Source organism: Pontibacter beigongshangensis (assembly GCF_014332515.1).
Taxonomy (GTDB): Bacteria; Bacteroidota; Bacteroidia; order Cytophagales; family Hymenobacteraceae; genus Pontibacter; species Pontibacter beigongshangensis.
In genome coordinates, this window is the sequence record NZ_VFSD01000002.1 from 326,295 (window position 1) to 340,236 (window position 13,942).

Here is a 13,942-nt window from a genome sequence, read left to right on the forward strand (position 1 = left end):
CAAAGAATTCGGCAATGCAATAAGCTGCCCCTGCAGCCAAAGCGGAAAAAGTCTCTCTGCTAACTCAGACAAAAAGCCAATAGTTTTTGCTGTTGCCTCTCGCCCACAAGATCCCTTCCGGATGACAAAAGTGGGATGGCTGTTTAGCAACAAGATACTTTCGCCTACCACACAAATGAATTATTCTAATGAAAATGGCCCTCCGGAGGCTTCTGCTGCTCACACCTGGCAGACAACAAAAAGGATTCGCGCTGTTCGGTATAAATTTCTATATTTAATTCCATCTAGGTATAGAGACAGTTTCACCTGATAAAGAATCCTATGTCCTGTGGCTTGATACTTGTGTCTTATTATACTTGTGTCTCTTTACTTACACCCTCCTATGCTCCGTCTGCTACACAAGTTCCGCTATGCCTTTCTGCTGCTTACGGCCGTGGCATGTGTACTGCTGTGGCCGGGGGTAAAAGCGGCCCTGGTCGTGGACAACAGCCTCACCGTCTGGTTTCTGGAAGATGATCCTGCCCTCGTGCCATACCACACGTTTCAGGAGCGCTTCGGCAACGACGAGGTGGTGATATTGGTAGTCAAAGATAAAAAAAGTCTGCTCTCGCAGCAGCACTTCGATGCATTTATAAAGCTGAGCCAGGAACTGGAGGCTATACCAGAAGTAGCCGGTGTGATAGGCCCCGGAAATGCCGCTGTGAGCTCCTACTCCGCCCTTGGCTCCACCACCAAACCACTGCTTGCCGCCAACACCGATACGGCCTGGGTAAAACGGTCACTGGCCGGGCAGCAGGTGCTGCGGCAGCAGCTGTTTACCGCCGACTATAAAGCTGCCCGCTTACTGATTGTGCTCAAAACCTTGCCCGATTTCGACATCAGGAGAGGCGAAATACTGGACCGGGTGCAGCAGGTAATTGCCAGGCACCTGCCAGCAGACAGTTACCACCTGGGAGGCGTGGGCATTATTTATGCGGGGCTGAACAAGCTTTCGCAACAGGACTTTGGTTTCTTTCTGGGGATAGGTTACCTGGTGATGTTCCTGCTCATCCTGTTCATTTACCGAAAACTGCTGCTGCTCGTGTACGCCCTCGGCACGGTGGCGCTGGCTACCTATATTACGCTGGGTATTTATGGTGCGCTGGGTTTTAGATTAAACCTGATGACGACACTGCTGCCCATCATTATCATTCTGCTCGGCATTATGGATGTGCTGCACGTGCTGAACGAACGCAACCAACTAAAGGAGGATCAGGCAAGGCCCACAGAAGCCGCGCTTGCGGCCCTGGCCAATGTTTTCAGGCCCTGTCTTTTCACCACCCTCACCACTATGGCGGGTTTTCTGGCGCTGGTGGCAAGCCCAATGGCCATTCTGCAGAGTTTTGGAGCGTTTGCGGCATTGGGCATTTTCCTCAGCTTTGTATTTACGTTTGTGCTGGGGGTGCTGCTGCTGCCCCATGCACGGCCAGCTACGCAAGCAACAAAAGCAGTCAGTACAGGCATGGCACATTTGCTAGGCGTGGTCCTGCAGCGGCCGTGGTGGTTTACGGCTCTTTCGCTGCTCCTTCTGGCAGCCAGCATCCTTGGCATTTTCCGGTTGAAGAACGACACCTATACCCTCGGCTACTTTCCGCAGCAGCACCAGGTGGTAACAGATCATCAGGCCATGGAGGCGGCTTGGGGACCTTACATGCCACTGGAATTGCTGGTGCAGCCAACAGCAGGGAGGCAGCTGCATGATAAGGAGGTAGTGCAGGCCGCAGCCGCTTTTGCTGACTCGGCACAGCAGCTAAACGGGGTGGGGCAGGTATTCGGTTTCCACTCGCTGTACCAGGCGGGACTGGAGGCACAGTATCAGGAGAAAGGCCCGCTCATGCTGCAAAGCCAGTTTTACCTGGCGCAGGTACAAAAGCAGCTAAGCTCCGACTATCCGGAGCTGATGCAGCAGTTTATGCACCTGCCCACGCAGACCGGCCGTATCACCATTTTCGGATCTATGTCGTCGGCCAGGGAGTTGAGCGCTAAAATGGACTCGCTCCTGCTCCTCTCTACCGCTACGCTGGGCCAGGTGGCCACTGTTACGCCGTCTGGATACCAGCCCATGTATGCCGCCATTGTGCAGTACGTAACAGAGTCGCAGGTGAAGAGCCTGCTGCTGGCGCTGGTGCTGGTTTTTCTGCTGGTGTGGCTGTTTATCCGCAACCTGAAGCTGGCCTTGCTGGCGGTGGTGCCCAACTTTTTCCCGGTCATCCTGATGATGGGATTTATGGGCTGGATGCACATTTACCTCGACACGGCCACCGCCAGTATCGCCGCCATCGTGCTCAGCTTCTGCATCGACGACACCATTCATTTTATTAACCACTACCAGCAGGCGCGCAAACAAGGGCAAACCGCCGCCCAGGCCCGCCTCTCTACCATGACGCACGTAGGCCCCGCCATCGTGATTACCAGCCTGGTGCTTTTCCTGTGTTACGGCCTCATGATTTTCGGTTCGCTGAAAACGGTGGAGCTTTTCGGCATCCTCACTGCTGTCGCCATTGCAGGTGCCCTGTACAGCCAGTTGTTCATTTTTCCGTTGCTGCTGAAGCGGTTTGATAAGTAAAAAGGTGCGTTGCTGGTTGCTTGGTGCAGCAACATCAGGAGCAGTAATATGCTCCTAAGGGGCTTTTTGATTGGAATAATTTAGGAAGGTTAAATTTGGGAGTATTTGTTTACACCATGTGTTTTTTGAGTGAACCAAGCGACCTATCGTTATTTTGGATTAGTCAACAAAGGTTTCCTTAATCACACTCTTGCAAGCAGCTACTTCTGAAGGGCTCAGATTCCCTAACACTTTTATGATACGGACTTTACCAATGGTTCTGATCTGGTCAATCACTACCCACCCCGTTTGATTATTATGCTTCACTTTCACACGGGTTGGATAGCTACGACTCTTTGTAGTCATCGGAGCAATAACTACTGTTTTTAGGTTATGATTCATCTCATCCGGAGATATTACCACACAGGGCCTTGTCTTTTGTATTTCACTTCCCATTGTGGGGTCCAGGTTCACCAGGATTATCATATATTGGCTTATTTCCATTCTTCGAAGTTTTCATCCCCAAAAACATCATCCAATAAAAGTTGGTCCTCCCCGTTTTCATGCATTTGCCTGAATGCCTTATCCCAGCCTTTTCTTGGCTGCTCAACAGGCTTTAAAATAATCTGGCCCTTCTCTAGAATTAGCTCAACTTTATCCTTGATGTTATACCTTTCCAGAATGGACTTGGGCAGCCGAAGTCCTTTTGAATTTCCTATTTGGATGATTGATATTTCCATTGTTTTTTAATTTAATGTAACTACAAAGTTATTACATTAACGTCTGACTTAAAGATAAAGTTCTATAAATTTGGTATGATAGGAACGGCAGCTAATATAACAAATTCTTAAACAAGTGCTCCTGCTGCACCAACCTATTACTCCTACCCTTAATGGAACAATATTCTGAGCAGCAGCAAAAGCAGCAGCAGTTCCGGAGGGCCGTTTTCATTAGAAAAATTGCCGGAGCCTCAGAAATTATTCTAATGCTTTTGCCCCTCCGGAGATACACCTGCTTTTGCTGCTCCTGCTGCTCCCATAGCTAATATAGTTAATTTTGAATGGAAACTATTGTGAAATTTCAATAGCAAAGGGCTTTGTTTTTTGCTCAAAAAACCAAACATTGTAAGTATATAAATAAGAGAGACAGTATCTTTGTTTCTGGTTTCTTATAAGAGGCCGGAAATTCTTCGGAAATTGTTGTCTATCTTCCTTTATACTGAAGTTATAGGAGCAACACAAAGACCAGCGCTATCTGATTCATACACCTACTACACGGAACATGACTAAAGTCAACAAGCAAGATGCCTTAAATTACCATAGCCAGGGGCAGCCTGGCAAAATTGAAGTAGTACCCACCAAAATGCTCAGCACCCAGCACGACCTGGCCCTGGCCTACTCGCCTGGTGTGGCCGAGCCCTGCAAAGAAATTGCCGCCAACCCCGAAAACGCATACAAATACACCGCCAAAGGAAACCTGGTGGGCGTAATCTCTAACGGCACAGCCGTGTTGGGTTTAGGCAATATCGGCCCCGATGCCTCCAAGCCTGTGATGGAAGGAAAGGGAGTCCTCTTCAAAAAATTTGCCGGCATCGATGTTTTTGACATTGAAATAGACTGTACCGACCCGGAAGAATTTATCCGGATAGTAAAATCGCTGGAGCCAACCTTTGGCGGCATTAACCTCGAGGACATTAAAGCGCCCGAAAGCTTTGAGATCGAAACTGCCCTGAAGGCGCAGATGAACATCCCCCTTATGCACGACGACCAGCATGGCACGGCCATTATCTCGTCGGCGGCCCTGCTAAATGCCCTGGAACTGGCTGGCAAGAAAATAGAGTACGTCCGGATTGTGGTGAATGGTGCCGGGGCAGCAGCTATTGCCTGTGCCAAACTGTACGTGTCGTTGGGAGCAAGGACCGAGAACATGGTGATGTTCGACAAAGACGGCATTATCAGCACCTCCCGTCCCGATCTGGACAGCTTTCAGACGCAGTTCGCAACCGACAGGCCCATCAGCACCCTGGCCGAGGCCCTTACAGATGCGGACGTGTTTATTGGCCTTTCGGCAGGCAACGTGCTGGCACCCGAGCTGGTAAAGCTTATGGCAAACGACCCGATTATTTTTGCCCTGGCCAACCCTGACCCTGAAATTCCTTACGACGTGGCCATGGCCACCCGCGAAGACATCATTATGGCGACCGGCCGCTCCGACCATCCGAACCAGGTAAACAACGTGCTGGGCTTTCCTTATATTTTCCGGGGCGCGCTTGATGTGCGGGCCACCGAGATAAACGAGGCCATGAAACTGGCTGCCGTGTATGCCCTGGCCTCGCTGGCCAAAGAACCGGTGCCCGAAATCGTGCACAAGGCCTATGGTGACAACTCCATTATGTTTAGCCGCACCTACCTCATCCCCAAGCCCCTGGACCCGCGCCTGATCACCACTATTTCGCCGGCCGTGGCAAAGGCAGCCATGGAAACCGGTGTGGCCCGGCTGCCGATCACGAACTGGGAGCTGTACGAGGAGGAACTGCAGGAGCGCATCGGCATAGACCAGAAGCTGATGACCCGCATCACCATCCAGGCAAAAAAAGACCCGCAGACGGTGGTGTTCACAGAGGCTGATAACTATAAGATACTCAAAGCGGCCCAGTCGGTACGGGAGCAGCGTATTGCCAACCCCATCCTGCTCGGCGACCGCAAAGCGATAGACGCTATCGTGGCCGAGCACAACCTCGACCTGAGCGGCTGCCGGATCATGGATCCCTACGAGGAAGACGGCAAGCGGGAGGAATTTGCCCAGCTGCTCTACAAGCAGCGCCAGCGCAAAGGCCTCACCCTCTCAGACAGCCGCCGACTGGTGCGCGACCGCAACTACTTCGGCAGCATGATGCTGCAGGTTGGCGAGGCCGACGCCCTTATCTCCGGCCTTACCCGCGACTACTCCAAAACCATATTGCCGGCCCTGCAGGTTATCGGGGTGGAGCAAGGCATCAATAAAGTGGCTGGCATGTACATCATCCTGAATAAAAAGGAGCCGTACTTCTTTGCCGACACCACCGTGAACGTGAACCCCACCGCCGACGAGCTGGTGGACATTATCGGCCTCACAGCCCGCGCCGTGCGCTTTTTTGATACAGAGCCGCGCATCGCCATGCTTTCGTACTCCAACTTCGGATCGGTGCAGGGCGATATCCCGAGCAAGGCCGCAGAAGCTGTACGCAAAGCCAAGCAGCGCTACCCGCAGCTGCTCATCGATGGCGAGATGCAGGCCAACACTGCCCTGAACCGCGACCTGCTCCGTGAGGTGTACCCTTTCAGCGAGCTGGCCGACAAAGGCGCCAACACCCTTGTTTTCCCAACGCTTACCTCGGGCAACATCGCCTATAAAGTGCTGCAGGAAATTGGTGGCGCAGAGGTAATAGGCCCGGTGCTGATGGGAATGGGCAAACCCGTGCACATCCTGCAGCTCGGCAGCTCGATCCGCGAAATTATTAACATGGTGTCTATTGCCGTGGTAGATGCCCAGAACCATTATAAACGCACCCGATGATAGCCTATATCGATGGCAAGTTAGCTTACAAAGATCCGACCTATGTTATTATAGATGTAAATGGCGTGGGGTACCAGATCAAAATACCGCTAAGTACCTATTCTGCTTTACCTACAGGCGAAAGATGCCGGCTGCAGACCTTCCTGCATATAAAGGAAGATGCGCATACGCTGTATGGCTTTACCACCACCGCCGAGAAAGAAACATTCCTGCTCCTGATCTCTATTTCAGGAGTGGGCCCTAATACGGGGCTCATGATTCTGTCGTCGCTCTCGGTGGAGGAAATTCAGCAGGCCATTGTGCGCGAAGATGTGCGAACCATACAGCAGGTAAAAGGCATTGGCGCCAAAACAGCCCAGCGCGTGATCCTGGAATTAAAAGATAAAATTAAAAAAGACACATTTACTGACACCGCTTCGATTCCTGCTGCTGCGCACAATACTAACAGAGCAGAGGCGTTATCAGCTTTGGTGACTTTAGGCTTTGCTAAGACCGTAGCAGAGAAGACACTGGATGCCATTATCAAGCGTGAGGGCAGAAATCTGAGTGTGGAAGAGCTGATAAAGTTTGCGTTGAAATCTTCTTAGAATAATATCCGATTTTGATCTGGAAAAGTAAAAAGCACAACCTGCTCCTGGCAGCAGTTGCTACTATATCTATGCTGGCCTGGATGTCGCAGGCAGAAGGAGTCCGCTCGCGCAGGCAGTTTCGGTTACTGGCACTCAACCACCTGTTTACACTACAAGACACGGTAAAGTCAGATACTGCCAACGTAGCGTATATTCCCAGCCGCAGGCCTACCTTTGTGCCCCGCGACAGGCGCGGGAACCCGTTCAGTACCCGTAGCAACTCCTCTCCCCTGCTGCTCGGCCAGCCCGGCAACCTGAAAATGGAGGTAGAGTTGGACGATAGCCTTGATCTTTATAACATTACCGAAAAAATAGGCGACCTGGATTACCGCATGCCCTCCTCCATGTCGCTGCAGGAATACTCGGAGTGGCAGCAGAAAGAAGCCGTCCGCAACTACTGGCGCTCCAAGTCTGCCAGCCTCGATGGCGAGAGTGTGCTCAGCAGCAACCGCCTGGTACCCAAAATTTACCTGAGCCCTGTTTTCGACCGCATTTTTGGCGGCAGCTATGTAGATATTCAGCCTAATGGTAACATCGCCCTCAAGTTCGGGGCTCGCTTTAACCGCAACGAAAACCCCAACATCCCGCTGCGCCAGCAGCGCACCGGCGACTTCGACTTCGACCAGAACATTTCCCTGAACCTGGTAGGCAAGATCGGTGAGAAAATGCGCCTCAACTTTAACTGGGATAACAACGCCAACTTCGACTTCGAAAATAACATGAAGCTGGACTATACCGGCTTCGAAGAGGAGATTATCCGCAAAATAGAGGCTGGTAACGTCAGCCTGCCCCTCAACAACTCGCTGGTAACAGGTGCCCAGAACCTCTTTGGCATTAAAACCCAGCTGCAGTTCGGACGCCTCGGCGTAACAGCCATTGCCGCCAACGTGCGGGGCCGCAACGATGAGATCGTGATACAGAACGGTGCGCAAAACAAGCCCTTCGAGATCAGGATTGACCAGTACGACAACAACCGGCACTACTTCCTTTCGCATTTCTTCCGCAACCGCTACGACAATACCCTCAGCAACCTGCCCCTGGTAAACTCAGGCATCGTGATCAGGCGTATCGAGCTCTATGTTACCAACAACAACCGCTCTTCCGAGAACCTGCGCAACATGGTTACCTACATGGACATGGGCGAGGCCACTCCCTACCGGCAGCAGTTCGGCGGCAGGCCTAATGCCCCCGCCGCCAACGACATCAACACCCTCTACAGCCAGATTGCCAATAATGGCGCCGCCCGCGACAATAACCGGGTAGATGCCTACCTGGCCGGGCTGGGCCTGCAGAAAGGCGTGGATTTTGAGCACGTGCGGGCTCGCAAACTCGATAGCCGCGAATTCAAGTTTAACCCGCAGCTGGGCTACATCTCCCTGAACACGCCGCTCCTGCCAGACCAGGTGCTGGGTGTAGCCTTTGAGTATACCTACAACGGCAAAACCTATAAGGTAGGGGAACTGATGGATGATTACCAGAACCTGCAGGACGACCAGGTGATCCATATGAAAATGCTGCGGGCCACCAACCCTTCGCTGGAGTACCCCACCTGGGACCTGCTCATGAAGAATGTGTACCGCCTTGATGCCACCCAGCTAAGCAGAGAGAACTTTCAGCTGCAGATTGTTTATAAAGACGACGAAACAGGAGTAGATATTACCAGCTTAAAGGAGGCAAGCCCCATCCAGAACATTCCGCTGATAGAGGTCTTTAACCTGGATAATGTAAACACCAACAACGACAAACCGCGCGACGGCAACTTCGACTTTTTATCGGGCATTACCATAGACCCTGAAATGGGCACCGTCATCTTTCCGATTGTAGAGCCATTTGGCAGCTACCTGGCCGAACAGTTTACCGGCCGGCCTGAACTGATAGAGCGCTATGCCTTTAATGAACTGTACGAGCAGACACAGACCGATGCGCAACAAATCACCTCAAAAGCCAAGTTCTTCCTGAAAGGCCGTTTTCAGGCTACCTCCACTGACGAGATCGTACTGCCCGGCTTCCGGATCGCGGAGGGCTCCGTGGCGGTTTACTCCGGTGGCACCCGCCTGACCGAGGGCACCGATTACCAGGTGTTTTACGACATGGGCCGCATCAAGATCCTTAACCCCAGCTACATAAGTTCTGCCAGCGACCTCCGGGTGACCTACGAGAAGGCGGAACTGATGAACATACAGCCCCGTACGCTGCTCGGCGCCCGCTTCGATTATGCCGTGAGCGACGACATTAATATAGGCGCCACCGTACTGCACCTGCAGGAGCAGCCCTATATCAACAGGGTCAGCATAGGCGACGAGCCCAGCAACAACACCATATACGGCCTGGACGTGAACCTGAGCAAGGAGTCGCGCTTCCTGACCAAACTCACCGACCGCATACCATTCATTCAGACCAAAGCACCCTCCAGCGTTACATTTAGCGGGGAGTTCGCACAGCTGGTGCCGAACAAATCCAAATCGCCCGTAAACGAGGATGGCACGTCGTACATCGATGATTTTGAAGGGGCCGAGACGCCGTTCAGCCTGGGCGGGTTTAACAACAACAACTGGCGGCTGGCGGCTACACCGGCACCGCTGGTGCAGGGCGAAGGGCTGGCCTACTCTTACAACCGGGCCAAACTTGCCTGGTACACCGTAGACCAGATCTTTTACCGCGAAAGCGATAACCTGCGCCCTTCTAACATCACCAAAGAAGAAGTTGCCAACCACTATGTGCGTGGAGTGCGCCGCACAGAAGTATTTCCGGGCCGCGACCTGCAGGTAGCCAACACCTTCGAATATACCTTTGACCTGGCTTACTACCCGCGCGACCGGGGCCAGTATAACTATAACCCAAACCTCGATGCGCAGGGCCGGCTGTTAGGCGACCCTCGCAACAACTGGGGCGGTATCAGCCGCGACATCACCTTCGACACCGACTTCGACAACGCCAACATAGAGTATGTGGAATTCTGGATGATGGATCCGTTTATAGGAGGACCGAATGGACGGAAAGACGACATGGGCAACCTGATCACCAGCAACGAAGGCGGTGAACTGGTGCTGAACCTGGGAAGCGTATCAGAAGACATTATGAAAGATGGCCGCTACTCGTTTGAGAATGGTTTGCCGGCCTCCGCTACCGATGTGCAGAACCTGCAGGAAACGATCTGGGGCCGTGTAACGTCGCAGCAATTCCTTACCGATGCCTTTACAGGTGTGCCAGGCGGCCGCCAGCTGCAGGATATTGGTCTGGATGGTCTGAACGACGAGGCCGAGCGCCAGCATTTTGCCTCCAGCTTCCTGAACCAGATTCCGGGCGCACCGCCCCAGTCTGTAGTAGACGACCCATCGGCCGACAACTTCAACCACCACCTCGATGCGATTTATGACCAGCAGGGGGCAGGTATCCTGCGCCGCTACAAGAACTTTAACGGCATGGAGAACAACTCTCCCGAGAACAGCCGTTTCTCCAACTACGCTTTCCCGGATAAGGAAGACCTGAACCGCGACAACATCATCAGCGACCTGGAGCAGTACTACGAGTACAAAATAAACCTGAAGCCCGGCCAGCTGAATGTGGGGCAGAATTATATCGTAGACCGGATTGTACAGAACATCAACGGCGATCAGGTGAACTGGTACCAGTTCCGGATTCCGGTTCGCCAGCCTACAGGCAGCGTGGGCAATATCAACGGCTTTAAGTCGATCCGGTTTATGCGGATGTACGTCACCCAGTTCGCCGACCCGGTGGTGCTGCGTTTCCTGCAGTTCCAGTTCGTGGCCAACCAGTGGCGTACGTACCTGCAGCCGATCACCGATGGCAACCCCTGCCTTTCGTGCACCGACGATGCCCGTGGTTTTACAGTCTCTACGGTTAATATCGAGGAAAACGGACAACCTGTGGAAGGCAGCATCCCGTACGTAGTGCCGCCCGGCATTGAGCGTCTGCGCGATTATGCTTCCACCAACAACAGGCGCCAGAACGAGCAGTCGCTGCAACTGTGCGTGGAAGACCTGAAAGACTCTTTCTCCAAAGCAGTTTACAAGAACATTTCGCTCGATATGCTCATTTATAAGCGCATTAAGATGTTTGTGCACGCAGAGAGCAGCAACCCAAACACCAGAGACGATGACACGGAAGTCTTCATCCGTATCGGTACAGACTATTCACAGCACTATTACGAGTACATTGTTCCGCTGAAACTTACAAGGCCGGGTGCCACCACCCGCGAGGAAATATGGCCATCTGAAAATGAAGTAGACATTGCCATACAAGACCTGGTTAACGCGAAAATGGAGCGTAACAAAATTCCGGGCTATGATATGCGTCGGCCTTTCGACACGGTGATAAACGGCAAAACGATCCGGATAATGGGTAACCCTGACTTCAGCGAGGTGCAAAGCGTGATGCTCGGGGTCCGGAACCCCTCCAGGCCGAATGAAGACAGCAGCCCGCACTCTGTTTGTGTGTGGATGGATGAGCTGCGTGTAACTGATTTCCGGAACCAGACCGGCTGGGCAGCCAATGCACGCCTGAATACCAAACTGGCCGACTTTGCCAGCATTACGGCTACAGGCAGCTATACCACCATCGGTTTTGGCGGGCTGCAGCAAAAAATTGCGCAACGGGCACGGGAGAATACCGCCATGATGGATGTAAGCGCCAATGTGGCTGCCGACAAGTTCCTGCCTGAAAAGTCTGGTATTAAAATTCCGGTAAGCGTGCAGTACGGCACCCTGAACAGCCAGCCACAGTTCGACCCACTCGACAAGGACGTGCCGCTGGACCAGTCGCTGGAACGGTTTAACTCGGATGATGGCGAGCGGGAATACCGGCAGAAGGTAACCACCATGGAGACCCGCAAAAGTATAAGCCTGCTGAACGTACGGAAAGAACGGACAAACCCGGAGGCGAAGGTAAGGCCCTACGACATAGAGAACCTCTCCTTCTCCTACGCATATGCCGAACGCCTGTTTACGAACATCGAAACGGAGCGGGACTTCACGAAGTCTTATACCGGTGGGGTTGCCTATACTTATAATAACACACCTAAAAATTACGCACCGTTTGCACAGGCAGAGGCTATTAAATCGCCGTACCTGCGCCTGATCAAAGACCTGAACTTTACGCCGCTGCCAAGCAGCTTCTCATTCCGGGCCGACCTGGACCGGCGCTACAACGAGACTTTCCTGCAGCGCCGCGAAGCCGGAACCACTGTGATCAGCTCAAGAGGCATTGCCCCAACCTTCCAGAAATACTTCTTCTTCAACCGCATCTACGACATGAAGTGGGACATCACCAAGAGTATTTCGCTGGACTACACGGCCTCTAACCGCTCGGTGGTAGACGAACCAGACGACCGCATTAACAGCGACATAGACTCCATTGCCTATAAAAACGCGATCATCTGGGACAATCTGCGTAACGGGGGTCGTAACACCAACTTTAACCAAGTAATTGCCCTGAACTACAAGTTGCCGCTCGACAAGTTTCCGCTAACCGACTGGATGGAGGCAGAAACCCGCTATGCCGCCACCTATATCTGGACGGCAGGCTCTACTGCCCTGAACCAGGATGCGAATTTCAGACTGGGGAATATTGCCGAAAACAGCACCGACTTCACGCTCAATGGCAAATTCGACCTGGTGAAGCTGTATAACAAAGTACGGTTCCTGAAAGATGTGAATACGCCTCCTCCTCCACAGGCACAGCGGCCACCTGTGGCACCTAACGATACCACAGCACAGAAGCCACGATCGGAAATGAAATTCGCCAAATCGCTGGCACGCCTCCTGATGATGACTCGCTCCGTTAACTTTGTGTATGAGCAGGACAAACGCAGCATGATACCGGGCTTCCTGCCTTCCAGCCACATGTTTGGCCTCGACAAAGGGTTTGAAGCGCCAGGTCTGCCATTTGTGCTCGGCCGGCAATACGAGCTCGATGAGCTCTACAACAGAATATCAGGCAACGGCTGGTACACTGATAGCAGTCAGTACCTGAACACGCCTTTCAGTGCGGAGCTGGCCGAGATCATGACGGTGCGCGCCAACCTGGAGCCGATAAAATCTTTTAATGTGCAGGTAGATGCGCGTCGTAACCTGTCGAGAATAGAAGAAGTGTTTTACCGCAAGGAGTACGATGATTTTGGAGGTGTAGGGGCAACAGACATGCGCCAGAACCCGATCAACATGGGCTCTTTCAGCACCTCGTTCATGGCGCTGGGCACCCTGTTCCAGTCTACTTCGGGTGGCACCTCGCAGGCTTTCGACGATTATATCCGGAACCGGCATAACGTGCGCCAGAAACTCACCGATGCCAATGCCGCAGCCTCTGACTCGAGCTACAGGCTCAACTCGCAGACGGTGCTGATGGAGTCGTTCCTGTATGCGTATCAGGGCAGAGATGTGAACGGCTACCAGGCAAGGCCCTCGAAACCATTCAGCCGCCTGCCGATCCCGAACTGGCGGATAGATTATAATGGCTTGTCGCAGCTGGAGTTCTTTAAGCGCTGGTTCAGCCAGGTTAACCTGAGCCATGCTTACAACTCCTCTTACAACATTACAAACTTTACCACCTCGCTCGCCTACGATCAGGAACCAGCTGAGTTCCCATCGTTGAGAAATGAGTTTGGGCAGATCATACCGTTCTACATCGTGAGCCAGGTTACGATCATGGAGCGACTGGCCCCGCTGCTAGGAGTGAACTTCAGAACCAAGACCAACTTTACCGGCCGCCTGGAGTATAAGGTGGAGCGTAACCTGTCGCTGAACCTGACGAACGCACAGGTAACGGAGACGAACGTGACGGATTACGTATTTGGCTTTGGCTACACCAAAACAAACTTAAAGCTGCCGTTCATGACCAAAGCGCTGGAAAATGAGGTGACCATGCGGATGGACTTTTCGGTGCGCGACAACCAGACAGTGCAGCGGGCCATAGCCCAGGATGAGTTCGGAAACGAGTACAGCCAGAACCAGATCACGAACGGCACCAAGCAACTGACCATGCGCCCGACGGTGGATTATGTGCTAAGCCAGCGCGTGAACCTGCAGTTTTACTTACTGCGCACCGTGTCGGACCCCAAAATATCCACTTCTTTCCGAAACAGCGTAACGGAGGGGGGCATTCAGCTGCGAGTAAGTTTGCAATAATATTTTGGCATTACGAAAAAGAGAGTACTTTT

6 protein-coding genes are annotated in these 13,942 nt (G+C 52.7%); 4 read left to right on the top strand and 2 right to left on the bottom strand.

Going from position 1 to position 13,942, the window contains the following annotated elements:
* The first annotated feature begins 382 nt into the window (after nucleotides 1-382).
* Nucleotides 383-2,605: an efflux RND transporter permease subunit gene (locus tag FJM74_RS03485; protein ID WP_187261157.1), complete on the top strand. Its 2,223-nt coding sequence runs from the start codon at nucleotides 383-385 to the stop codon at nucleotides 2,603-2,605.
* 159 nt (nucleotides 2,606-2,764) lie between these two features.
* Here FJM74_RS03485 and FJM74_RS03490 read toward each other — a convergent pair whose 3' ends face one another.
* Nucleotides 2,765-3,088 carry a type II toxin-antitoxin system PemK/MazF family toxin gene (locus FJM74_RS03490; RefSeq protein ID WP_187261158.1) on the bottom strand — a complete coding sequence of 108 codons (324 nt, stop codon included), beginning with the start codon at nucleotides 3,086-3,088 and terminating at the stop codon, nucleotides 2,765-2,767.
* A complete protein-coding gene (locus FJM74_RS03495; RefSeq protein WP_187261159.1) occupies nucleotides 3,079-3,324 on the bottom strand; it encodes an AbrB/MazE/SpoVT family DNA-binding domain-containing protein in 246 nt (81 codons plus the stop codon). The genes FJM74_RS03490 and FJM74_RS03495 overlap by 10 nt, the downstream gene beginning before the upstream one ends.
* 541 nt (nucleotides 3,325-3,865) lie before the next feature.
* Between FJM74_RS03495 and FJM74_RS03500 the strand changes: the two genes are divergently transcribed.
* From FJM74_RS03500 to sov, 3 genes are read left to right on the top strand one after another with little or no spacing between them, the layout of a single operon-like run.
* The gene (locus tag FJM74_RS03500) at nucleotides 3,866-6,139 is read left to right on the top strand and encodes an NADP-dependent malic enzyme (RefSeq protein ID WP_187261160.1); all 2,274 of its coding nucleotides are present in this window, start codon (nucleotides 3,866-3,868) and stop codon (nucleotides 6,137-6,139) included.
* Nucleotides 6,136-6,726: a Holliday junction branch migration protein RuvA gene (gene ruvA, locus FJM74_RS03505; RefSeq protein WP_187261161.1), complete on the top strand. Its 591-nt coding sequence runs from the start codon at nucleotides 6,136-6,138 to the stop codon at nucleotides 6,724-6,726. The genes FJM74_RS03500 and ruvA overlap by 4 nt, the downstream gene beginning before the upstream one ends.
* A 14-nt stretch (nucleotides 6,727-6,740) precedes the next feature.
* Nucleotides 6,741-13,910 (top strand): T9SS outer membrane translocon Sov/SprA, encoded by a 7,170-nt coding sequence (gene sov / locus FJM74_RS03510; protein WP_241738932.1) that lies wholly within the window; start codon nucleotides 6,741-6,743, stop codon nucleotides 13,908-13,910.
* Nucleotides 13,911-13,942: the final 32 nt, after the last annotated feature.

Coding starts and splice junctions, on each gene's coding strand:
- FJM74_RS03495 (WP_187261159.1), bottom strand. CDS start 3,324: ATGGAAATATCAATCATCCAAATAGGAAATTCAAAAGGACTTCGGCTG.
- FJM74_RS03490 (WP_187261158.1), bottom strand. CDS start 3,088: ATGGAAATAAGCCAATATATGATAATCCTGGTGAACCTGGACCCCACA.
- FJM74_RS03500 (WP_187261160.1), top strand. CDS start 3,866: ATGACTAAAGTCAACAAGCAAGATGCCTTAAATTACCATAGCCAGGGG.
- ruvA (WP_187261161.1), top strand. CDS start 6,136: ATGATAGCCTATATCGATGGCAAGTTAGCTTACAAAGATCCGACCTAT.
- FJM74_RS03485 (WP_187261157.1), top strand. CDS start 383: ATGCTCCGTCTGCTACACAAGTTCCGCTATGCCTTTCTGCTGCTTACG.